Consider the following 21,169-nt stretch of genomic DNA (forward strand, 5'->3'; position numbering starts at 1 on the left):
TGCCGCCGATGCGTCCCCTGCTCGTCCGTCTGCACCGCTGGTTCGGCCTGGCCGCCGCCCTGTTCCTGTTCGTCGCCGGGGCCACCGGCGCGGTCATCTCCTGGGACCACGAGCTGGACGAGTGGCTCAATCCCCACCTGTTCCACGCCGCCACGCCGGGCCAGCCCCAGTCGGCCTACGCCCTGGCCCGGGCGGTGGAGACGGCGGACCCCCGGGTGCGGGTGCGCTTCATGCCCCTGAATATCGAACCCGGCCACAGCTTCACCGCATCGGTGGAACCCCGGGTCGATCCGTCCACCGGCAAGCTGTTTGCGCCCGGCTACAACCAGGTGGCGGTGGACCCGGTGACCGGGGCCGTGCTGGGCAAGCGCATGTGGGGCGAGGTGTCCCTGACCCGGGAAAATCTGCTGCCCTTTCTCTACAAGCTGCACTACAGCATGCACATACCCGATGGGGCAGGCATCCGCTGGGGCATCTGGTTGATGGGCCTGATCGCCCTGGGCTGGGCCGTGGACTGCCTGGTGGCTCTGTGGCTGTCGTTTCCCAATCCGGCCCAGTGGCGCAAGTCGTTCGCCTTTCGCTGGCGCCAGGGCGGCTACAAGCTGGCCTTCGACCTGCACCGTTCCGGCGGGGTATGGCTGTGGCTGCTATTGCTGATCCTGGCGGTCACCTCGGTGTCGATGAACCTGGAACGGGAAGTGGTGCGGCCCCTGGTGGCGGTGCTATCGCCCCTCTCGCCGTCGCCCTTCGCCAGCCGCACGCCATTGCCGCCGGAACAGGCCCGGGAACCGCGCCTGACCATGGCCGAGGCCGTGACCCGGGCCGAGGCCGAAGCCCGCCGCCTGGGCTGGACCCGCCCCGCCGGCGGGGTATTCGCGGCGCCGGAATTCGGCGTGATCGGAGTGGGCTTCTTCGCCCCGGGCAACAGCCATGGCGACGGCGGCCTGGGCAACCCCTGGCTGTACTTCGACGTCGAGGACGGCAGCCTGGTGGGCCGCCAGGTGCCGGGGGAGGGCAGTGCCGGCGATATCTTCCTGCAAGCCCAGTTCCCCCTGCACTCGGGGCGCATCCTGGGCGTGCCGGGGCGCATCCTGGTGTCCCTGCTCGGAGCGGCGGTGGCCCTCTTGTGCGTCACCGGCCTGATCATCTGGCTGAAGAAGCGCCGTGCCCGGGTGGGCAAGGCGGCGCGCCGGGCAGGGATGGGGGGCGGCGATGAATTTACCGTATCCGTCGAATCCTGCGGACCCGGCGCCCAACCGAAAACCGAGGCGGCCTGAATGCCCTGGGGGGGCTGGCCAACCAGGGCCACCCTCGGCCCCCCGTTCCCGGGGGATAATGCCGGCCGTGGCGCCCGCCGTCGTTTGCGGGGGCGCCTTGCCCATCATCCCCATTATTTTCCGAGCGCTGCCATGCCCCCACGCCCGATGACCTACGAAGAGTTCCTGGACGAAGTGACCACCCTGATCACCGAGAAGTACGACCTGAGCGACGAGGCGGCGATTGCCCTGGTGATGGCCGCCCAGGACAAGGAATACTTCAGCCCCCACGACGACGATCCGTCTCTGCGCAACCTGGACCAGGCCCACAGCGACGCGCGCAAGCTGTTCAAGGAGCAGAAGACCTTTCTTGCCTGAACCCACGGTGGCACGACGAAAAACGGCAAGGCGCTCGGCCTTGCCGTTTTTTTTGTGCCGGGCTTCGGGCTGCCGTGCCGCCGGGTCGGGGTCGGGAGGCCGGTGCGGCGGTAGCGATGTTCGTCGCTGTCATGACCGGCTGCCCGGAAACCCAATACTGGCGCGGACCTTCACTATATGCCCATGAAAGTCCGCGCCAGTCCTTGGGTTTGGCCCTGCCTGCCCGAAGATGCCCTACTGGCGCGGGGTTTGGCCGGGATGCTGGAAAATCGGCGGCACCCAATGCGACTTATGCCTTTATTCCGGCACCTTGCGGAAGGCCACGGCGAAGCGGTTCCAGGCGTTGATCGTGCCCACCAGCAGGGTCAGGTCCACGATCTCTTCCGGGGTGAAGTGGGGCAGCATGGCCTCCCAGGTGGCGTCGGGCACCCGGTCGGTGGCCACCAGGGTCAGGGATTCGGTCCAGGCCAGGGCGGCCCGTTCCCGTTCGCTGAAAAACGGCGTCTCGCGCCAGACGCACACCGTGGCCAGGCGGCGGTCGTCCTCGCCGCCCTTGCGGGCGTCGCTGGTGTGCAGATCCACGCAGTAGGCGCAGCCGTTGATCTGGGAGGCGCGCAGCCGCACCAGCTCCTTGAGCGGGGCTTCCAGGGGGCTCTTGGCCAGGTGGGTCTCCAGGCCGCGCATGGCCTGGATGGCGCCGGGGCTGGCCTGGTAGAAGTTGAGACGATGTTCCATGGTGGTTCCTCGTGAGCGGTCCCGCAGCGGGACGATGGATGGAGCATAGGCCGTCAACCGGTCTGGCAAAATTACCAGTTCACGTGTTTTTCAGGTGACCAGTTCATGGACCTGCACCTCATCCTCGAAGGCCGCCGCGACCTGGCCGGCCAGCTCTTCCGCCAGTTACGCGAGGCCATCCTGGCCGGCCGCCTGGCCGCCGGGGCCAAGCTGCCCTCCACCCGGGAACTGGCCGCCCAGCTCGGCGTGTCGCGCAAGACCACCCTGGACGCCTTCGACCGGCTGATCGCCGAGGGCTACCTGGCCACCCGCCCCGGGGGCGGCACCTACGTCGCCGCCGGCCTGGCCCGGGAAGCGGGACCGGCCCGCGCCGCCGTCGTCCGGCCCCTGGCCCCGTCTCCATTCTGGGCCGGCTTGCCCGAGGCCCTGGCCCTGCCCGCCGGCGAGGCCCTGGCCCCCTACGACTTTCGCGGCGGCGTCACCGACAAGCGCCTCTTTCCCTTCGCCGCCTGGCGGCGCTGCCTGGAAACGGCCCTGGCCGCCCAAGTGCGGCGGCGCAGCGGCTACCTGGATCCGGCCGGCGACCCCTCCCTGCGCAGCGAGATCGCCCGCTACCTGGCCTTCAGCCGGGCCGTGGCCTGCGCCCGGGACGAGGTGGTGGTCACCCAGGGGGCCCAGCAGGCCATCGACCTGCTCGCCCGGGTGATGCTGCGCCCCGGCGACGTGGTGGCCCTGGAATCCCCCGGCTACCCGCCGGTGCGGGCCAGCTTTGCCGCCCAGGGCGCGGTGCTGGTGGACGTGCCGGTGGACGGGAAGGGCCTGGTGGTGGAGCGTCTGCCGGACAACGCCCGGCTGGTCTATGTCACCCCCTCGCACCAGTTCCCCTGGGGCATGTCGATGAGCCTGGAACGGCGCCTGGCCCTGCTCGACTGGGCCGGCCGGCGCGACGCCCTGGTGATCGAGGACGACTACGACGGTGAATTCCGCTTCGCCGGCCGCCCCCTGGACGCCCTCAAGAGCCTGGACAGGGCCGGCCGGGTGGCCTACGTGGGCACCTTCTCCAAGACCCTCTTCCCCGACCTGCGCATCGGCTACGCGGTGCCGCCGCCCTCCCTGGTCGGCGCCCTGCGCAAGGCCCGCCAGGTGGGGGACTGGCACGGCTGCGCCCTGACCCAGGCCGCCCTGGCCGCCTTCATGGCCGAAGGCCACTTCGCCCGCCACCTGCGCCGGGCCCGCAAACACTACGCCGACCGCCGCGCCCGCCTACTCACCCACCTGCACGGCCCCCTTTCTCCTTGGCTGGAAGCCCTGGAACCCGCCGCCGGCATCCACCTCGCCGCCCGCCTAGCCCCGGGCCATGACGAAGCCACCCTGATCGCCGCCGCCCGCCCCGCCGGTATCGGCCTCTACGGCGTCTCGGCCTTTTACGCCGGCCAGCCCCCGGTGCCAGGGTTGCTGTTCGGGTATGGGGGGATTACAGCGGCGGAGATCGATACCGCTCTGGCGCAATTGGCGGAGGTGTGGGGGCGGTTGGGGTGAGGTGGGGAAGGTGGCTGTCTGGAAAGCCACGACTGGCGCGGGGTTTGCTAGCCAACGTGGTGTATCACCATCTCAAAAGAACATGAATGCTGATACCTGGGAACCTAGAGGGCGCCGAAATCCATCAGTAGCAGGCTGCTCTTGGCCAAGAGCAGCCAGAGATCGAATCGCCGGAAAACAGCCGTATAATGCCATTGGCACTTTTTGAGCGTTTTCAGGGTTTTGGGGAATGTTTAGTACTGGATGCGGGCTGGCAGCACCAAAAAATGCACTTTTAAAACAATTTATTGAACCAATGAAAGCCGCCAAGTTATCCGTCACGAGTCCGAGAAATCTTGCAAAATTGACGTCTACTTTACGTTGGGCATCATCAATAGCGATCGAGGGACACCATGCGTGACCGTAACTATCTATTCAATAATTTGGATTGGTACTCGGTAGATCAGAATCAGTGCCAGGAACTTGCAAAGGAAATCGATAGCATCAACGGCGACAGATTGTTAAACACTTCTGTTGACGATTTATGCGACTACTTCGAGAAGAAGTACAAAATCGAGATTCCTACGCTAAAACAAGAAGATATCGTCGCAGATCAGCGCGAAACGAAGATAGACGTAAGTGGTGACCCGAGGCGCTATTTCAGCAATTCTGGGCAGCCGTCTTATGTGAACGGGACGATAGTTGAAATATCCGTACCGTTTGAAGGTGATGGGAGAGCATTCAAGGTGCAACCTACCACCTACACGATGAGTCCCCCTCGAGCGGACATCATGAACAATAACCTCGTCATAAAGATTGAGGGCGTAGACTTGGCAGCTGATCAGGTCAGAAATGAAGTAAAAAGAATCATCGCCGAGATTGAGGAATACCTTGTTACATTGCGTTCCAACGCTCAGGGTTTGAACTCCAAAATACGATCCCTCGCTCGTTCGGCAATTGAGCAACGGCGTGGGAAGTTGCTGAAGGATAGGAATCTACTCGGAGACCTTGGTTTCAAGATAAAAGAACGGGAAGGTGAGTTCCGCACCTATGCAGCACCTGAAGTACGGCGAAAGCTTACTCCCACACTCCCGCCGGCAAGTTCAACCCCCTATAAACCCGAGCCAGTGCTGGCGGATGCTGATTATGAACACATTCTGAGCGTCATCCAGAATATGGTTCATGTAATGGAAAGAAGCCCTTCGGCATTTACGTCGATGGATGAAGAGTCAATTCGCTCCCACTTCCTTGTGCAGCTTAACGGCCACTACGAAGGCCAAGCGACGGGCGAAACTTTCAACTATCAAGGCAAGACTGACATTCTCATTCGCTCAGAAGGAAAAAACATCTTCATTGCTGAGTGCAAGTTTTGGTCTGGCCCAAAGAGGCTTACCGAAACGATAGACCAGCTGCTCGGCTACAGCTCATGGCGAGACACCAAGGTTGCAGTGATCGTATTCAACCGCAACAAAAATTTCTCTAAGGTATTGGAGTCGATTCAAGAAATGAGCAAGGCACACGGCAACTTCAAACGCCAGGTTGAATCTTCGTCAGAAACCATGTTCCGCTATGTATTTGCGCACCGTGATGACTCCAACCGCGAATTGCTACTTACTGTTATGGCATTTGACGTTCCAGCCTAGTCCAGTGGATATGCCCAACCTATAATTCCACCAGATCTTGCAAATAAAGCTGCACAAGTCCGGTTTTTTCAACGTTAGGCGTATATGTCCCGCGACGTACTTTTTGAATCTTTGCAGACGGTGAAAGACGAGTCTTCCTTTCTCTGTTTTGTTGGCTTACTGGCGGAAGATTGTGCTACATCAGAGAAGGCCGCACTTAGTACAGATGGGTTGCAGGGTGAATGGGAAAATCAAACGATTCAAGACTTTCTACTTACTGCAAAGTCTTGGGCTGATGATTCCGACTTTGGCGTGCGTCCCGGGCCAAAACCTGAAAACCCTTGGGTGCTTATGGCTTTTTTTCTTTGGGCTGGACGTGGTTATGAGTAAAGCACCTAACAGTGCGGTCAAGGTCGCTCCCTTTGGTCGGTGACCTCCACGTTAAAGGTCTGCTTTCTCAGAGAGCTTTTGGTAAATTGCAGTCACTCGAATCAGTATGAGAAATGGCCACTCGCAAAAGTGGCCATTTCTCTTTTGCGGAAACGTATGCCACAGCTACCTATCGCCAGTTCTCAGTTCCTCCCAATCCCCACCGTATAAATCGCCCCGCCATCAAATCGATCACCATCAGCCGCGCCGAGCCGCTTCAATCGTTGCGATGTCGATCTTGCCCATTTGCATCATCGCCTCGAAAGCGCGTTTGGCCGCTGCGCGGTCGGGGTCGGTGTAGGTGGCGATCAGGGCGCGGGGCGTGATCTGCCACGACAGGCCCCATTTGTCCTTGCACCAGCCGCAGGCGCTGGCCTGGCCGCCGTTGGTGACGATTGCATCCCATAGGCGGTCGGTTTCGGCCTGGTTATCGGTGGCCACCTGGAAGGAGAACGCTTCGCTGTGGGGGCATCCCGGCCCGCCGTTCAGGCCGATGCAGGGAATGCCCATCACGGTGAATTCAACCACCAGGACGTCGCCCTCCTTGCCGGCGGGGTAGTCGCCGGGGGCGCGGTGGATGGCGCCCACGGCGCTGTCCGGAAAGGTCTTGGCGTAGAACTGGGCGGCGTCCAAGGCGGTGCCGTCGAACCACAGACAGATCGTGTTTTTGCTGACCATTGCCTTTCTCCACGGGATGGAACGTTGGGCCCCGCTGCGGCGGTGTCCAATGGGTTGGGCAATGGGATCGCTGCCGGGTTGCGCCCGGTGGGGCGGCTGTATTGTCGGCAATGGCGATGTCGTGGGCAGCTACCGGGGGCACGGTATCTATGCGGCACTGAAAGGGGATGGCCAAACCCCAGGATTGGCGGGGTGCTTCAGGCCATGGTGCTGGAACGCCAGATTCGGCGCGGTATTCGGAAGGGGATGCCTGAAGATGCCCTACTGGCGCGGTGTTCCAAAGAACGGGGCGTAGCCGCCGGTCGCTACGGTGCAAGGCCGTAACCGGGCCCGGCGTTGCACCGGGCTGTAGCACAGGGCCTGAAAATGGCGGGGGCGGGATGCTTGGTACCGGACGGTCATGCCGGCCGGGCCCGATCCCGCCCCCTATACACGGAGTGCCGCGGGGACGGCGCCCCGCGGGTGGTTGCGCTGGACGTCAGTTCTGCAACGGCTTGATCACGCGCTTCACCGCCGGGTCTTCGGGGTGGGGGTGGATGGTGAAGCCCAGGCTGGTCATCAGCTTGAACATCTTGGAGTTGAGGGCCAGCACGTCGCCGACCACGGCCCGGTAGCCCTTGAGGCGGGCGGCTTCGATCAGGGCGCTCATCAGCTTGCGGCCGACGCCGCGCTTCTGCCAGGCGTCGGCCACGGCCAGGGCGAATTCCACGGTCTCGCCGTCCGGGTTGAGCACGTAGCGCGAGACGCCCACCTGGACCTCCTTGCCGTCTTCCTCGGTGACGGCGACGAAGGCCATTTCCCGGTCGTAGTCGATCTGGGTGAAGCGCACCAGCATGGACTGGGTCAGTTCGCGGATGGTGTCCATGAAGCGGTAGTACTTGGATTCGTCGGACATGTGGGCGACGAAATCCTTTTCCATCTCCGCGTCTTCGGGCCGGATCGGGCGGATGTGAACCACCTGGCCGTCGGGCAGCACCCATTCCTCCACCATGTGGCTGGGGTAGGGGTGGATGGCCATGTGGGAGTAGCGGTCGCCGGTGACCGGGGCGAAGTCGATGACGATGCGGGCGTCGGCGGCGATGGCGCCGTTCTCGTCGATGATCAGCGGGTTGAGGTCCAGCTCCTGGAGCCAGGGCAGTTCGCAGACCATCTCGGAGATGCGCAGCAGCACGTCCTCCAGGGCGTCCATGTTCACCGCCGGCTGGTTGCGGTATTCGCCGAGCAGGGCATGGACCTTGGTGGAGCGGATCAGGTCCTCGGCCAGCACCGCGTTGAGCGGCGGCAGGGCCACGGCGCGGTCGGAGAAGATCTCGCATTCCTGGCCGCCGGCGCCGAAGGTGATGACCGGGCCGAAGGTCGGGTCGCGCACCACGCCCACCATCAGCTCGCGGCCGTTGGGGCGGGCGACGAAGGGCTCGATGGAAACGCCGTTGATGCGGGCGTTGGGATGGTTGCGCGCCACCGTGTCGAGAATGTCCAGGTAGGCGTTGCGCACTGCCCCGGCATTGGTGACGTTGAGGCGCACGCCGCCGGCCTCGGTCTTGCGCTGGATGTCCGGGGAATCGACCTTCATCGCCACCGGGAAGCCGATCTGCTCGGCGAGCAGCAGGGCCTCGGTGGCGGTGCGGGCGACCATGGTCTGGGCCACGGGAATCTTGAAGGCGCGCAGCACCGACTTGGATTCCATTTCCGAGAGCACCTTGCGCCGTTCCGCGAGCACCGCCTCGATCAGCATCTTGGCGCCTTCGGTCTCGGTCTTGGCCTGGCGGGAGACGGGTTCCGGGGTTTGCAGCAGCAGCTTCTGGTGCTTGTAGTAGGTGGAGATGTGATAGAACAGTTCCACCGCCGTCTCGGGCATGCGGAAGGCGGGAATGCCGGCCTCGGTGAGCACCTTGCGCGCCTCGAAGGTCTGGGCCTCGCCCATCCAGCAGGCGACGATGGGCTTGCTGCCCGCGTCCATGGCGGCGATCACCGCCTTGGCCACGCCCATCGGGTCGGTCATGGCCTGGGGGGTGAGCATCACCAGCAGGCCGTCGATGCCCGGGTCGTCCATGCAGGCGGCGATGGCGGCCTGGTAGCGTTCCGGCGTGGCGTCGCCGACGATGTCCACCGGGTTGGCCCGGGACCAGTTGGCGGGCAGACAGCCGTTGAGGGCGCCGAGGGTGTTCTGGGACAGCTCGGCGAGGGGAATCTTCAGCTCGGCGGCGTGGTCCGCGGCCATGGCGCCGGGGCCGCCGCCGTTGGTCATGATCAGCAGACGGTTGCCCTGGGGGCGGAACTTGGTGGCCATGCCCTTGGCGGCGTAGAACAGCTGGCCGATGTTGGACACCCGCACCACGCCGGCGCGTTTGATGGCGGCCTCGAACACGGCGTCGGAGCCGGCCTTGACGCCGGAGTGGAGCAGGGCGGCGGCGGAGCCCGATTCGTAGCGGCCGGCCTTGAGCAGCACGATGGGCTTGATGCGGGCGGCGGAACGCACCGCGCTCATGAAGCGGCGGGCGTTACGGATGCCTTCCACGTACAGCAGGATGTAGTGGGTGCGGTTGTCGTAGACCAGGTAATCGAGGATCTCGCCGAACTCGATGTCCGACGAGCTGCCCAGGGACACCACCGAGGAAAAGCCCACGTCGTTGACCTTGGCCCAGTCGAGAATGGCCGCGCATAGGGCGCCGGACTGGGACACCAGGGCCAGGTTGCCGGGCTTGGCATTGACGTTGGCGAAGGTGGAGTTGAGGCCCAGGGTGGGGCGGATCAGGCCCAGACAGTTGGGGCCGAGGATGCGCACGCCGTAGCTGCGGGCGATCTCCAGCATCTTGCGCTCCAGGGCGGCGCCCTGGTGGCCCGCCTCGGAGAAGCCGGCGGTGATGATTACCACGAACTTCACCCCGGCGCGGCCGCACTGCTCGATGATGCCCGGCACGGTCTGGGGCCGGGTGGCGATCACCGCCAGGTCCACCCGCACGCCCACGTCCTCGATGGTCTTGTAGCACGGGGTGCCGTGCACCTCGGCGTGTTTGGGATTGACGGCGAACAGGCGTCCCTTGTAACCGGCGCCGATCATGTTGCGGAAGATCACGCTGCCCACCGAGTTTTCCCGGTCCGAGGCGCCGATCACGGCTACCGATTTGGGTTCGAATAGGGGGGTGAGATAGTGTTCTTCGACCATAGCTGAACTCTGAGCTTTTCCACGGAACGCCCGTCGTGCGAGGGGCGCTGATTATTGTCGGCGCTGCCCGCCCAAGCCCCGGAAAATGGGAATTGTGCGTTGCAGCAATCTACCATAACCGGGGAATAGGGCAACGGGCCATGACGTCGTTTTGTTTGCGCCAGATCAAGAGGCGCGGGACTGTCATAATCCGCCCCCTGTTTCCGGCGGGTTGGGGTTTCAGTCGTGCTTCGGGGCGGGGTTCCCGCCGTGGGCCGCTGCCGGGCCCGACCGTCGGCTCGAAAGTGGTTTGAATTTCGGATTGTGCCAATGATTACGGATAATTTCTCTCCTGCCGCCGCTACGGCGCCCTCGCCCTGGGTGGCGCGCTTCGCCCCGCTCGTTCCGGCCGGTGGCACCGCCCTCGACCTGGCCTGCGGCGGCGGCCGCCACAGCCGCCTCCTGGCCGGCCTGGGCCACCCGGTGCTGGCGGTGGATCGGGACGCCGCAGCCCTGGCGTCCCTGGCCGGCGTGGCGGGGGTGACGACCCTGGCCGCCGACCTGGAAGGCCCGCTGGATGCGCCCTGGCCCCTGGCCGGGCGGCGCTTTGCCGGCATCGTCGTCGCCAACTACCTGCACCGTCCGCGCCTGCCGGACCTGGCGGCCCTGCTCGACGCCACCGGGGTACTCATCTACGAAACCTTCATGGTAGGCAACGAGCGCCACGGCAAGCCGTCCCGCCCCGATTTCCTGCTGCGCTCCCAGGAACTGCTGGCCTGGGCCCAGGCCCTGGGCTGGCGGGTGGTGGCCTTCGAGGAGGGGGAGGTAGGAGGCGCGGCGGGCCAGCGCCCGGCCGTGGTGCAGCGCCTGTGCGCCGTGGCCGGCGAGGTGGCGGTGCGGCTGTAGCCTGCCCACCGGTTCCGTAGCCACGGGGCGGGACGATAGCGCTTCCCGGCGGGCCCGCCTATCCGGGAAACCCCTCGGCGCGGCATCCCGCCGCCCCCCGCTTGCTTCGCCCGTCCCGGTTGCTCTGGTCGTTCCCGTTGCCCACGTTGCTCCCCGGCAAGGACGGCCTGCCAGAAGGAGGATAATGGCCGGCTTTGCTCCGGCCGGCGCCTGCACCTCGGCCTCCACTCGGTCTCCACTCGGCCTCCATCGTCTGCCGCCATGCCTTACCTGATCTTCATCACCTTCGTCTGGGCCCTGTCCTTCAACCTGATCGGCGAATTCATCGCCGGGCGCGTGGACAGCGACTTCGCCGTGCTCACCCGGGTGGTGCTGGCCGGCGCCGCCTTCCTGCCCTTCACCCGCTGGCGCGGCGTGCCGGCGCCCCTGCTGTGGGGCACCGTGGCCGCCGGGGCGCTCCAGTTCGGCGTCACCTACCTGTGTCTGTACCGTTCCTACGGCTACCTGACGGTGCCCGAGGTACTGCTGTTCACCATCTTCACCCCGGTCTACGTGACCCTGCTCGACGACCTGCTGGCACGGCGCTTCAACCCTTGGGCCAGCCTCGCCGCCCTGGTGGCGGTGGGCGGAGCGCTGATCATCCGTTACGGTGGCCTGAGCGGCCACTTCCTCACCGGCTTCTTCCTGCTGCAACTGGCCAACCTGACCTTCGCCGCCGGCCAGGTGGGCTACCGCCGGGTGGTGGCGCGCTATCCGAGCCCCTGGCCGGCCTACCGCACCTTCGGCTTCTTCTTCCTTGGCGCCCTGGCGGTGGCCCTGCCGTCGTTCCTGATCTTCGGCAATCCGGCCAAACTGCCCGCCACCGGCCTGCAATGGGGCGTGCTCGCCTTCATGGGACTGGGCGCCTCGGCCCTGGGCTTCTACTTCTGGAACAAGGGCGCCTGCCAGGTGGATGCGGGCACCCTGGGCATCATGAACAACATGCACATCCCCGCCGGCCTGGCCCTGAGCCTGCTGGTGTGGCGCCACGAAACCGACCTGGGCCGGCTGCTGGCCGGCGGCGCGGTGATGGGGGCGGCCCTGGCGCTCAATGCCTGGGGCCGGCGGCGCCAGGCGGCCCGGCTGGCGGCGGCCTGAGGGAAGGGGGATCGGGCGTGCGGATTGCCTTGATTCTGAAACCCCGCGCCCAGCCTGGCTTTCCGCATGGCATGGCTGGAGAGCCGCGCCAGCTCTTGCGTTCCACGATGCCTGCCTGAAAGTCAGCGCCTGGCGCGGACTTTGGCGGGGTGGGCCTGCCGCTCCCCCTGTCCTTCAGGTGAACGTGGGCTGCTGGGCAAGCCACGGTGGCGGACGCAGCGGCAGCTGGTGGCGCCTGCTAGAACAATCCGACCCGCGTCAGGCCGTGACCGTGGCGTCCGCAGCGTCCTGGGTGTCGGCCGCCAGGATGCTGGCGGCCAGGGCGGCGATGCCGGTTTCCGACAGGTCGTCGGTGGCGAATTCCCGGGAGGTGGCCAGGCCGGTGTAGTTGCGGTCCTGGGAGGCGGCGTAGAGGGGGTCGTAGTGGCCGGTGAGCAGTTCTTCCACCAGGGCGCGGAAGTTGCCGGCCCGGGCCAGCTCGCTCCAGCGGGCAATGGTCTCGCCGCCGCGCAGGGCCTTGAGGCCGCCCAGGCGCTGCACCAGCCATTCCGGATCGGCCAGGAAGTAGTCGTAGTCGCGCAGCAGGAAGTCCACCCGGGCCGGCACGCTGGCCGACACCACCCGGCAGGCGCCGCCGCGGATGGCGGTGATCAGGGCTTCGGGCACGTGCACCTTGCCGATCTTGCGCGATTCGGCCTCCACGTACACCGGCCGGGCCGCGTCGAACCCCTGGAGGGCCTGGCGCAGCCCGGTCTCGAACCATTTCTGGCTGGGCTGGGGGGCGCCGGGCAGCACGCCCAGCACCGAGCCCTTGTGGCAGGCCAGGGCTTCCAGGTCGAGCACCTGGGCGCCGGCGGCGGCCAGGTGGTGCAGCACCCGGCTCTTGCCGCTGCCGGTGGCGCCGGCCACCACCTTCCAGGCAAAGCGCGGCGGCAGCGTTTCCAGGTCGGCGACCACCATGTGACGGTAGGCCTTGTAGCCGCCTTCGAGTTGCTGGGCGTTCCAGCCGATGGAGCGGAACACGGTGACCATGGCGCCGGAGCGCATTCCGCCCCGCCAGCAGGCGATCAGGGGCTTCCAGCCCTTGGGCCGGTCGAGGAAGCGTTCGCGCAGGTGGGCGGCGATGTTGGCCGAGATGTAGGCGGCGCCGAGCTTCTTGGCCTCGAAGGGAGACACCTGCTTGTACAGGGTGCCCACCTCGGCCCGCTGCTCGTCGTTCAGCACAGGACAGTTGATGGCGCCGGGGATGTGGTCTTCGGCGAATTCGAGGGGGGAGCGGACGTCGATGATTTCGTCGAATTCCGCAAGCTGTGCTACGGTGGCAACCCCGTTTTTCATGGACTTAGATTCCGTGGCGTGAAGCCCGCCAATTACGTGGCCGACTTGGTTCGGCTCGGTGGGACGCCCGGGAGAGGACATCATGGAAGTCAAACTGACGCAATTTTCCCATGGCGGCGGCTGCGGCTGCAAAATCGCCCCCGCCGTCCTGCAAAAAATCCTCGCCACCATGCCTCCCGGGGTGATTCCCCCGGACCTGCTGGTGGGCACCGAATCGAGCGACGACGCGGCGGTGTACCGGCTCAACGACAGCCAGGCCCTGGTGGCCACCACCGACTTCTTCACGCCGATCGTCGATGACCCCTACGACTTCGGCCGCATCGCCGCCACCAACGCCCTGTCCGACGTCTACGCTATGGGCGGCACCCCGGTGCTGGCCCTGGCCCTGGTGGGCATGCCCCTCGACAAACTGCCCCTGGACGTGATCGGGCGCATCCTCGAAGGTGGCGCCAGCATCTGCCGCGAGGCCGGCATTCCCGTGGCCGGCGGCCACTCCATCGACGTGCTGGAACCGATCTACGGTCTGGTCGGCCTGGGTGTGGTCCATCCCGAGCGGGTCAAGCGCAACGACCGGGCCCAAGCCGGCGACGTGCTGATCCTGGGCAAGCCCCTGGGCGTGGGCATCCTCTCGGCTGCGCTGAAGAAGGGCAAGCTGACTCCCGAGGGCTACCAGACCATGGTGCGCTGGACCACCACTCTCAACAAGGTGGGCGCCACCCTGGCCGGGCTGGACGCGGTCCATGCCATGACCGACGTCACCGGCTTCGGCCTGGCCGGCCACCTGTTGGAAATCTGCCGCGGCTCGACGCTGGATGCCCGGGTACGCTTCGCCGACCTGCCCCTGATCGACGAGGCCGTGACCCACGTCAAGGACGGCATTGCCACCGGCGCTTCCACCCGCAACTGGGCCGGCTACGGCGACCAGGTGGAACTGGCCCCGGGCATGGACGCCAACGGCTGGGAACAGAAGCTGGTGACCGATCCCCAGACCTCCGGCGGCCTGCTGGTGGCCTGCGCGCCGGACCAGGTCGAAGCGGTGCTGGCAACCTTCCGCGAGGCCGGCTTCGCCGAGGCCGCCGCCATCGGCGAGCTGGCCGCTACGGCAAGCGACGCGCCGCGGCTGCGGCTTGTTTGACTGAGGGAAGCCTCTGCTGGACGTGCCCAGCGCTGAAAAGCGCGCCACCAGAGCACCCAGGACGCCAAGGGGGCACCAGGGAAACCGGCTGAACCGCGAGCAACCAGCGTTGCAGAGGCGCGGCGGGAAGGCAGGTGTCTATGCAGTGGTCAGTTTTTGTGCCCGGCCTGGAAAGGCGCGCCAATACTCGATCTACAAGGCACCTTCCCGCTAAGCCAATACCGGCGAGGCTCTCGGCCGGCATACCTTCAAACGCCGCGCCAGTCGTGGCTTTCCGGGCAGTGCCTCAACCCAGGCGCCCCCATGTGCCCTTCTCCCCCGCCGAGCAACGCAGGCCGGGACGGAAAAGGGCGAGGACTGTTTGAGGCCGCAGGCCGAGTTCCGCAGCCCCCGTCCCGGGCGAGTAGCGCAGGGGACCCCCAGCGCTTTTGCTGGGGGCGGGGAAGCGGGCACGGCGTTCTTTGGCTACTTTCTGTCGCCGGACAGAAAGTAGCTCGCCGTCAGGCGAAACCCGGCGGTTCAGATTGTGCCGGCGCCAGGTGAGGGCAACGCTGAAAAGCGAACCACTAGGGCACCACGGGACACCAAGGAAAGCCGATTCGCCGTTCGACGTGGTACCCCTCGGTGTCCTGGCGGTTCGCCTCGCCTTTACCTCGCCCGAGGCAAGGATGTCGTTCCCTTATTTGAGCAGGGGCGCCAGCGCCGGCCAGACGTTGTCGAGCAGCCGGCCCTGGGCCTCGGCCACCGGGTGCAGGCCGTCGGCCTGGAACAGGCGGCGGTCGCTCGCCACCTGATCGAGCAAGAAGGGCGGCACCGGCAATTTTTCCGCCTTGGCCACCTCATCGAAGGCCGCCCCCACGGTGCGGGCGTAGGCCCCGTAGTTGGGCGGCAGCTCGATGCGCACCAGCAGCACCTTGGCGCCGGCGGCCTTGGCCGCCCGGGTCATGGTCACCAGGTTCTTCTTCATCTCGCCCACTGGCAGGCCGCGCAGGCCGTCGTTGGCGCCCAGCTCGATCACCACCACCGCCGGCTTGTGTTTCGCCAGCAGCGGCGGCAGACGCGATACGCCGCCGGCCGTGGTCTCGCCGGAAATGCTGGCGTTGAGCACGGTGTAGCCCGGCGCCTTGGTTTTCAGCCGCTTGGCCAACAGGGACGGCCAGGCCGCATCTTGGCGGATACCGTAGCCGGCGGACAGGGAATCGCCGAACACCAGCACGGTGCGCGGCGCGGCCCCCGTCGCCAGGGCGGGGGCGGGCAGGGCGATTCCGATCAGGGGCAGGGCCGCCAGCAGGATCAGGCGCAGCGCGGCGCGGCGGGCGGAATGGCCCGGCCTGGGGCGCTCGGCCTCGTCTGCCAGCCGGCGCCCGATCCGGGCGATAATGCCGGGGTTCCGCCCGCTCCGGGCCGAGGGGCGATCCGCCCCGCCGTTCATCCTCTTCATGTCCTTATCCATGGTTACTGCCAGTTCCCTGTTGGAAGCCGCCACGCCTTCCGGCGCGGCTGAAGCATCGGCGTCGGCGCCGGCCCCGGTGATCGAGGCGGTGGTGTTGTCGAAGACCGTGACCACCGCCGAAGGCGCGCCGTTGCCCATTCTGCACGAGATCAGCTTTGCCGTGAGGCCGGGGGAAACGGTGGCGGTGGTGGGGGCGAGCGGCTCGGGCAAGTCCACCCTGCTCGGCCTGCTGGCCGGCCTGGACACCCCCAGCGGCGGCCAGGTGCGCCTGGCCGGCACCGACCTGGCGCCCTTGTCCGAGGACCGCCGGGCGATCCTGCGCGGCCAGCATCTGGGCTTTGTTTTCCAGTCGTTCCAGCTGCTGCCGGCCCTGTCGGCCCTGGAGAACGTGATGCTGCCCCTGGAGCTGGCCGGCCGGCGCGACGCCGCGGCGGTGGCCCGGGGCTGGCTGGCCCGGGTGGGGCTGGAGCAGCGCCTTTCCCACACCCCCAAGCACCTGTCCGGCGGCGAGCAGCAGCGCGTCGCCATCGCCCGGGCCTTCGCCACCTCGCCCCGGCTGGTGCTGGCCGACGAGCCCACCGGCAACCTGGACGCGGCCACCGGCGAGAAGATCATCGACCTGATGTTCGCCCTCAACGCCGACGAGGGCACTACCCTGATCCTGGTGACCCATGACGAACACCTGGCGGCCCGCTGCTCCCGGGTGTTGAAGCTCAACGCCGGGCGGCTGGAAGGCTGAACCGGGGCGGGCTTTCGTTGCCTCCGCCCGCTGTTCCCCCAATTTGCCGCTGCCCGGAAACCTAGGCGGGGCGCGGACCTTCGGGCATGGCATTCGGAAAGTGGCGCCGATGCTCGATGCGCAGAGCGGTTGCCTGGAGATCGGCTACTGGCGCGGGGTTTGACGATGAGGCTCGCCCTTCCTCGCGTCGCAATGCGCCGTCGTGGGGCCCGGTTCGGCAGCGCTGCCCGGATGGGCTTTACCATGCGCGACAGCCGAAAGCGTTCCGAGTCCCCCCAATCCGCTGAATCCCCCGGTGCATCGGGCCCGCCGCCAGCCCGCCCCACTTCCTGTAAACGACGCGGGGGCCGCCGGCTGATTGCGCCGGCGGCCCCCGCGGTGCGTCCCCAACGGGGGCGCTGCCCTTACAGCCCGAGCAGGTGCTGGGTGTGGTGGGCGATCATCCATTCCTCGTCGGTGGGCAGCACCAGCACCTCCACTGCGCTGTCCGGTGCGCTGATGCGGCGCGGCAGCTTGGAGGGGGCGTTGTTGGCCTCTCGGTCGAGTTTGATGCCCAGCCAGCCGGCCTGGGCGCAGACTTGCTCGCGCACCGGGGCGGCGTGCTCGCCGATGCCGGCGGTGAACACCAGCACGTCCAGGCCGCCGGCCGCCGCCGCCAGGGAACCCAGTTCCCGGGAGATGCGGTAGCAGAACAGGTCCACCGCCTCCTTGGCGTGGGGGTGGTCCGAGGCCAGCAGCTCGCGCATGTCCTGGGAGATGCCGGAAACCCCGAGCAGCCCGGACTGTTTGTAGAGCAGCTTGGTGATGGCGGCGGCGTCCATCTTCTTTTCTTCGAGCAGGTAGAGCACTACGCCCGGGTCCAGGTTACCGGTGCGGGTGCCCATCATCAGGCCGTCCACCGCGGTGAAGCCCATGGTCGAGGCGACGCTCTTGCGCCCGACCATGGCGGCCATGCTGGAGCCGTTGCCCAGGTGGGCCACCGCCACCCGGCCGTCGGCCCGGTCGGTGTGGGCAGGCAGGCTGCGGGCGATGTACTCGTAGGAGAGGCCGTGGAAACCGTAGCGCTTGACCCCCTCGTCGGTCAGCGCCCGGGGCAGGGCGAAGGTCTGGGCCAGCACCGGCTGGCTGCGGTGGAAGGCGGTGTCGAAGCAGGCGATCTGGGGCACGTCCGGCAGGATCTCGCCGATGGCGTCGATGCCGTCCAGGTTGTGGGGCTGGTGCAAGGGCGCCAGGGACACGAAGGAGGCCAGTTCGCGGCGGATTTCCGGGGTGAGCAGCACCGGGGCGGCGTACTTTTCGCCGCCGTGCACCACCCGGTGGCCGACGCCCTTGGCCTTCCAGCCTTCGCCGTGGCTGCGCAGCCACTTCACCAGGTAGAGCAGGGCCTGGTGGTGCTGGCGCTCCTGGGAGCCGGTGATGTCCAGGTCCACATCGTCGAGCTTGTTGCCGGCGCCGTCCTTGGCCTTGATGTGGGGCTGGGCGCCGATGCCGTCGATCTGGCCGACCAGGGCCGGGGCGGTGGCGTTGAGTTCGAACAGGGAGAACTTGATCGACGAGGAGCCGGCGTTGAGGGTCAGGACGCAGGGCTTCTCGTTGTCGGGATAGTACGGGGGCAGGCTCATGCAGCGTCTCCCTTCTTGCGGGCGGCCTGGGCCATCAGGGCCATGATGGCGCAGGAGGCGGTGCGGGTCTCGGCGGTGTCGGCCCGGGAGGTGAGCACGATGGGTACCCGGGCGCCCAGCACGATGCCGGCGGACAGGGCGTTGGCCAGGTATTCGAGCTGCTTGGCCACCATGTTGCCGGACTCCAGGTCGGGCATCATCAGGATGTCGGCGTCGCCGGCCACCGCGGACTTGATGCCCTTGGTCTTGGCGGCGACGATCGACACGGCGTTGTCGAAGGCCAGGGGGCCGTCGAGCAGACCACCCTTGATCTGGCCCCGGTCGGCCATCTTGCACAGGGCGGCGGCCTCCAGGGTGGACTGGATCTTGGGATTGACCGTTTCCACCGCCGACATGATCGCCACCTTGGGCTGCTCGATGCCGAGCACGTGGGCCAGGTCGATGGCGTTCTGGGTGATGTGGACCTTGTCTTCCAGGGTCGGGGCGATGTTGATCGCCGCGTCGGTGATCATGATCGGCTTGTGGTAGGTCGGCACGTCCATGTAGAAGACGTGGGAGATGCGCCGCTCGGTGCGCAGCCCGGTGGTGCGCGCCACCACCTCGCCCATCAACTCGTCGGTGTGCAGGCTGCCCTTCATCAGCGCCTCGGCGTCGCCGTTGCGCACCAGGGTCACCGCCAGGGCGGCGGATTCGTGGCTGTGGCGGGTGTTGACGATGCGGTAGGGCGAAATGTCCAGGCCCAGTTCTTCGGCCAGCTGGCGGATCTTGGCTTCGGGGCCGACCAGGATCGGGTCGATCAGCCCTTCCCGGGCGGCCTGGATCGGGCCTTTCAGGGATTCGGGGTCACAGGGGTGGGCCACCGCCACCTCCACCGGTTTGTCGCCCCGGGCCCGGGCGATCAGGGCCTGGTAGCGGGCTTCCTTGTCGGCGATGGTGATCTGCGGCAGGTGCATGCGCGGCCGGCGGATCTTTTCGGTGGGGGCCAGCACCTCGGCGGTGCCGCGCACCACTTGCAGGCCTTCCTGGTTGATGCAGACGCAGTCGAACAGGATGTGCTTGTTGTGATCGAACTTCTGCTGGGCGGTGATGGTGATGGTGATGGTGTCGCCAATGGTCACCGGCCGGGAGAAGTGCAGGGTCTGGTCGATGTAGATGGTGCCCGGGCCGGGGAACTGGGTGCCGAGCACGGTGGAAATGAGTGCTCCCGACCACATGCCGTGGGCCACCACTTCGCGGAACAGGCCGCTGGCGGCGAATTCCGGGTCCACCACCGAGGGGTTCACGTCGCCGGACATCACGGCGAAGAGCTGGATGTCCTCGGGACGCAGGGTCCGCACCAGGTGGGAGGAATCTCCCACCTTGATCTCGTCGTACGTGCGGTTCTCGATGAAGTCGTCTTGGTTCTGGCTGTGCATGGGGCCTCCGGGTCAGGGGGTCGGGAGCGGGTGCTGTGCGGCGTCAGCCGCCGACGATGTTGTAACCGCCATCAATATAGATGGTGCCGCCGGTCAGGGTGGTGGCCACGTCGCTGACCAGGTAGGCCGCCAGGGCGCCCACGTCGTCGATCGACACCAGGCGGTGCAGGGGCGAGCGCTCGATGGCGTCCTGCATCAGGTGGTCGAAGTGGGCGATGCCGGAGGCGGCCCGGGTCAGCAGGGGACCCGGGGAGATGGCGTGCACGCGGATGCCCTGGGGGCCCAGCTCCGAGGCCAGGTAACGGGTGGCGGACTGCAGGGCGGCCTTGACCGGACCCATGATGCCGTAGTTTTCGACCACTTCGTCGGCGCCCAGGTAGCTCATGGTCAGCAGGCAGCCGCCGTCCTTCATCAGGGGCTCGGCCAGCTTGGCCATGCGCACGAAGGAGTGGGCGGAGATGTCGATGGCGCGCAGGAAGCCCTCGCGGCTGGAGTCCACCACGCGGCCGTGCAGGTCGTTTTGCGGGGCGAAGGCGATGGAGTGGACGAGAAAGTCGAGTTTCCCCCAGCTTTCTTCGAGGGCTGCGAAAACCGCCTCCATCTGCTCGGGTTGTTCCACGTCGAGGGGCAGGAAATGGCTTGCGCCCAGGGATTCGGCCAGGGGGCGAACATGGGGTTCGGCCTTGGCGTTCAGGTAGGTCAGGGCAATTTCGGCGCCGCAGCTCCGAAAGGCCTTGGCGCAGCCGTAGGCGATGCTTTTATCGTTGGCGACGCCAACCACGAGGCCTTTTTTTCCGTTCAGGTTAAACATGGAGTATCCCTTATGAAAATGGTCCGGGGGTTATTCGGCTACTTTAGTTGCAGTGCAACATGACCGGTTTGATATTGATCAAGGCACATTCCACATCGAAGTTTGCAATGCAGAATAACTTGATCATAAGCGATTACGGTGACAAGGGCATGAAGTCGGTTGGCAAAGAAACGCGATACGGTGTTTTTGCCCGTCCCGCTTTTCGATTTCAACAAAAGTCAGGCAGAGGGAAGCGAGGGCGGTGGGGGAGGGTGTAAAATATTTCTTTTTTATTTCACGACACCCCCCATGTTCGGTCGCTTCATGCCCCAAGAGGGCAAATTTTTTGACCTGTTCAATGCCCACGCCGAGCTGATCGTCCAGGGCGGCCAAGCGCTGGTCGGGCTGATGACCCAGCTCGGCAAGTCCGAAGAGGAAACCCGGGCCAACGCCGAGGCGGTGGACATCGCCGAGACCCGGGCCGACAAGATCACCCACGAGACGGTCTCGCTGCTGCACAAGACCTTCATCACCCCCCTGGACCGGGACGAGATCCACCAGCTGATCACCCGCATGGACGACATCCTCGATCTGATCCAGGACGCCGCCCAGACCCTGACCCTCTACGACATCCGCCGCGGCACGCCGGAAGCCAAGCAGCTGGCCGAGATCTGCCTGTCCTGTTGCGAGCGGGTGCGCCACGCCGTGTCGCTTCTGCCCACCCTCGACCAGGGCCAGGCCATTCTCAAGACCTGCCAGGAAATCGACCGGCTCGAATCCGACGCCGACCGGGTCATGCGCGGCGCCATCTCGCGGCTGTTCCGCGACGAGCCGGACGTGCGCCAGCTGATCAAGCTCAAGGCCATCTACGAA

At 66.3% G+C, this 21,169-nt stretch carries 18 protein-coding genes; 10 read left to right on the plus strand and 8 right to left on the minus strand.

The window, feature by feature from the left end; translation table 11 throughout:
* Positions 1-8: 8 nt before the first annotated feature.
* Positions 9-1,277: a PepSY-associated TM helix domain-containing protein gene (locus LWW89_RS16770; protein ID WP_293266250.1), complete on the plus strand. Its 1,269-nt coding sequence runs from the start codon at positions 9-11 to the stop codon at positions 1,275-1,277.
* Between the two features lie 132 nt (positions 1,278-1,409).
* Positions 1,410-1,634, plus strand: a complete 225-nt coding sequence (locus LWW89_RS16775) for a hypothetical protein (RefSeq protein ID WP_293266252.1) — start codon at positions 1,410-1,412, stop codon at positions 1,632-1,634.
* Between the two features lie 297 nt (positions 1,635-1,931).
* Here the strand turns inward: LWW89_RS16775 and LWW89_RS16780 are convergent, their stop codons facing one another.
* Complete coding sequence (locus tag LWW89_RS16780) at positions 1,932-2,369, minus strand: carboxymuconolactone decarboxylase family protein (RefSeq protein ID WP_293266254.1); 438 nt, start codon at positions 2,367-2,369, stop codon at positions 1,932-1,934.
* A 105-nt stretch (positions 2,370-2,474) separates the two neighbouring features.
* Here LWW89_RS16780 and LWW89_RS16785 point away from each other — a divergent pair, with 105 nt between their 5' ends.
* The 3 genes from LWW89_RS16785 (at position 2,475) to LWW89_RS16795 (ending at position 5,899) form a co-directional block, all read left to right on the plus strand.
* Positions 2,475-3,908 carry a PLP-dependent aminotransferase family protein gene (locus LWW89_RS16785; RefSeq protein ID WP_293266256.1) on the plus strand — a complete coding sequence of 478 codons (1,434 nt, stop codon included), beginning with the start codon at positions 2,475-2,477 and terminating at the stop codon, positions 3,906-3,908.
* 392 nt (positions 3,909-4,300) lie between these two features.
* Entirely contained in the window at positions 4,301-5,530 is a 1,230-nt protein-coding gene (locus tag LWW89_RS16790; RefSeq protein WP_293266258.1) for a hypothetical protein, read from the plus strand.
* Between the two features lie 84 nt (positions 5,531-5,614).
* Complete coding sequence (locus LWW89_RS16795; protein ID WP_293266260.1) at positions 5,615-5,899, plus strand: hypothetical protein; 285 nt, start codon at positions 5,615-5,617, stop codon at positions 5,897-5,899.
* A gap of 237 nt (positions 5,900-6,136) precedes the next feature.
* On the opposite strand, the gene LWW89_RS16800 is transcribed toward LWW89_RS16795, so the two are convergent.
* Together LWW89_RS16800 and LWW89_RS16805 are read right to left on the minus strand one after the other, a co-directional pair.
* The gene (locus LWW89_RS16800; RefSeq protein ID WP_293266262.1) at positions 6,137-6,616 is read right to left on the minus strand and encodes a VOC family protein; all 480 of its coding nucleotides are present in this window, start codon (positions 6,614-6,616) and stop codon (positions 6,137-6,139) included.
* A 478-nt stretch (positions 6,617-7,094) separates the two neighbouring features.
* Positions 7,095-9,782 (minus strand): bifunctional acetate--CoA ligase family protein/GNAT family N-acetyltransferase, encoded by a 2,688-nt coding sequence (locus LWW89_RS16805; RefSeq protein ID WP_293266264.1) that lies wholly within the window; start codon positions 9,780-9,782, stop codon positions 7,095-7,097.
* 309 nt (positions 9,783-10,091) lie between these two features.
* On the opposite strand from LWW89_RS16805, the gene LWW89_RS16810 reads away from it, so the two are divergent.
* On the plus strand, positions 10,092-10,667 hold the full coding sequence (locus tag LWW89_RS16810; RefSeq protein WP_293266266.1) for an SAM-dependent methyltransferase: 576 nt from the start codon (positions 10,092-10,094) through the stop codon (positions 10,665-10,667).
* Between the two features lie 261 nt (positions 10,668-10,928).
* Complete coding sequence (locus LWW89_RS16815; protein ID WP_293266268.1) at positions 10,929-11,804, plus strand: DMT family transporter; 876 nt, start codon at positions 10,929-10,931, stop codon at positions 11,802-11,804.
* 258 nt (positions 11,805-12,062) lie between these two features.
* On the opposite strand, the gene mnmH is transcribed toward LWW89_RS16815, so the two are convergent.
* Positions 12,063-13,142 (minus strand): tRNA 2-selenouridine(34) synthase MnmH, encoded by a 1,080-nt coding sequence (mnmH, locus tag LWW89_RS16820; protein WP_293266270.1) that lies wholly within the window; start codon positions 13,140-13,142, stop codon positions 12,063-12,065.
* Positions 13,143-13,221: 79 nt separating this feature from the next.
* Between mnmH and selD the strand changes: the two genes are divergently transcribed.
* A complete protein-coding gene (selD, locus tag LWW89_RS16825; RefSeq protein ID WP_293266284.1) occupies positions 13,222-14,277 on the plus strand; it encodes a selenide, water dikinase SelD in 1,056 nt (351 codons plus the stop codon).
* A 679-nt stretch (positions 14,278-14,956) separates the two neighbouring features.
* On the opposite strand, the gene LWW89_RS16830 is transcribed toward selD, so the two are convergent.
* Positions 14,957-15,718: an arylesterase gene (locus LWW89_RS16830; RefSeq protein ID WP_293266272.1), complete on the minus strand. Its 762-nt coding sequence runs from the start codon at positions 15,716-15,718 to the stop codon at positions 14,957-14,959.
* 10 nt (positions 15,719-15,728) lie between these two features.
* Between LWW89_RS16830 and LWW89_RS16835 the strand changes: the two genes are divergently transcribed.
* Complete coding sequence (locus LWW89_RS16835) at positions 15,729-16,469, plus strand: ABC transporter ATP-binding protein (RefSeq protein WP_293266274.1); 741 nt, start codon at positions 15,729-15,731, stop codon at positions 16,467-16,469.
* 404 nt (positions 16,470-16,873) lie between these two features.
* On the opposite strand, the gene LWW89_RS16840 is transcribed toward LWW89_RS16835, so the two are convergent.
* From LWW89_RS16840 to fabI, 3 genes are read right to left on the minus strand one after another with little or no spacing between them, the layout of a single operon-like run.
* Positions 16,874-18,091 carry an acetate/propionate family kinase gene (locus LWW89_RS16840; protein WP_293266276.1) on the minus strand — a complete coding sequence of 406 codons (1,218 nt, stop codon included), beginning with the start codon at positions 18,089-18,091 and terminating at the stop codon, positions 16,874-16,876.
* A complete protein-coding gene (locus LWW89_RS16845; protein WP_293266278.1) occupies positions 18,088-19,506 on the minus strand; it encodes a bifunctional enoyl-CoA hydratase/phosphate acetyltransferase in 1,419 nt (472 codons plus the stop codon). Before LWW89_RS16845 ends, LWW89_RS16840 begins: the two co-directional genes overlap by 4 nt.
* A 43-nt stretch (positions 19,507-19,549) precedes the next feature.
* On the minus strand, positions 19,550-20,317 hold the full coding sequence (gene fabI, locus LWW89_RS16850; protein WP_293266280.1) for an enoyl-ACP reductase FabI: 768 nt from the start codon (positions 20,315-20,317) through the stop codon (positions 19,550-19,552).
* 288 nt (positions 20,318-20,605) lie between these two features.
* Between fabI and LWW89_RS16855 the strand changes: the two genes are divergently transcribed.
* A partial coding sequence (locus LWW89_RS16855) for a DUF47 family protein (protein ID WP_293266282.1) occupies positions 20,606-21,169 on the plus strand: 564 nt, incomplete at its 3' end.

The organism is Oryzomicrobium sp., assembly GCF_021287045.1.
Taxonomy (GTDB): domain Bacteria; phylum Pseudomonadota; class Gammaproteobacteria; order Burkholderiales; family Rhodocyclaceae; genus Oryzomicrobium.

Excerpts from the sequence above, each read along its gene's own strand:
- LWW89_RS16770 (WP_293266250.1), top strand. The coding sequence starts at position 9 with ATGCGTCCCCTGCTCGTCCGTCTGCACCGCTGGTTCGGCCTGGCCGCC.
- LWW89_RS16775 (WP_293266252.1), top strand. The coding sequence starts at position 1,410 with ATGCCCCCACGCCCGATGACCTACGAAGAGTTCCTGGACGAAGTGACC.
- LWW89_RS16780 (WP_293266254.1), bottom strand. The coding sequence starts at position 2,369 with ATGGAACATCGTCTCAACTTCTACCAGGCCAGCCCCGGCGCCATCCAG.
- LWW89_RS16785 (WP_293266256.1), top strand. The coding sequence starts at position 2,475 with ATGGACCTGCACCTCATCCTCGAAGGCCGCCGCGACCTGGCCGGCCAG.
- LWW89_RS16790 (WP_293266258.1), top strand. The coding sequence starts at position 4,301 with ATGCGTGACCGTAACTATCTATTCAATAATTTGGATTGGTACTCGGTA.
- LWW89_RS16795 (WP_293266260.1), top strand. The coding sequence starts at position 5,615 with ATGTCCCGCGACGTACTTTTTGAATCTTTGCAGACGGTGAAAGACGAG.
- LWW89_RS16800 (WP_293266262.1), bottom strand. The coding sequence starts at position 6,616 with ATGGTCAGCAAAAACACGATCTGTCTGTGGTTCGACGGCACCGCCTTG.
- LWW89_RS16805 (WP_293266264.1), bottom strand. The coding sequence starts at position 9,782 with ATGGTCGAAGAACACTATCTCACCCCCCTATTCGAACCCAAATCGGTA.
- LWW89_RS16810 (WP_293266266.1), top strand. The coding sequence starts at position 10,092 with ATGATTACGGATAATTTCTCTCCTGCCGCCGCTACGGCGCCCTCGCCC.
- LWW89_RS16815 (WP_293266268.1), top strand. The coding sequence starts at position 10,929 with ATGCCTTACCTGATCTTCATCACCTTCGTCTGGGCCCTGTCCTTCAAC.
- mnmH (WP_293266270.1), bottom strand. The coding sequence starts at position 13,142 with ATGAAAAACGGGGTTGCCACCGTAGCACAGCTTGCGGAATTCGACGAA.
- LWW89_RS16830 (WP_293266272.1), bottom strand. The coding sequence starts at position 15,718 with ATGAAGAGGATGAACGGCGGGGCGGATCGCCCCTCGGCCCGGAGCGGG.
- LWW89_RS16835 (WP_293266274.1), top strand. The coding sequence starts at position 15,729 with ATGGTTACTGCCAGTTCCCTGTTGGAAGCCGCCACGCCTTCCGGCGCG.
- LWW89_RS16840 (WP_293266276.1), bottom strand. The coding sequence starts at position 18,091 with ATGAGCCTGCCCCCGTACTATCCCGACAACGAGAAGCCCTGCGTCCTG.
- LWW89_RS16845 (WP_293266278.1), bottom strand. The coding sequence starts at position 19,506 with ATGCACAGCCAGAACCAAGACGACTTCATCGAGAACCGCACGTACGAC.
- fabI (WP_293266280.1), bottom strand. The coding sequence starts at position 20,317 with ATGTTTAACCTGAACGGAAAAAAAGGCCTCGTGGTTGGCGTCGCCAAC.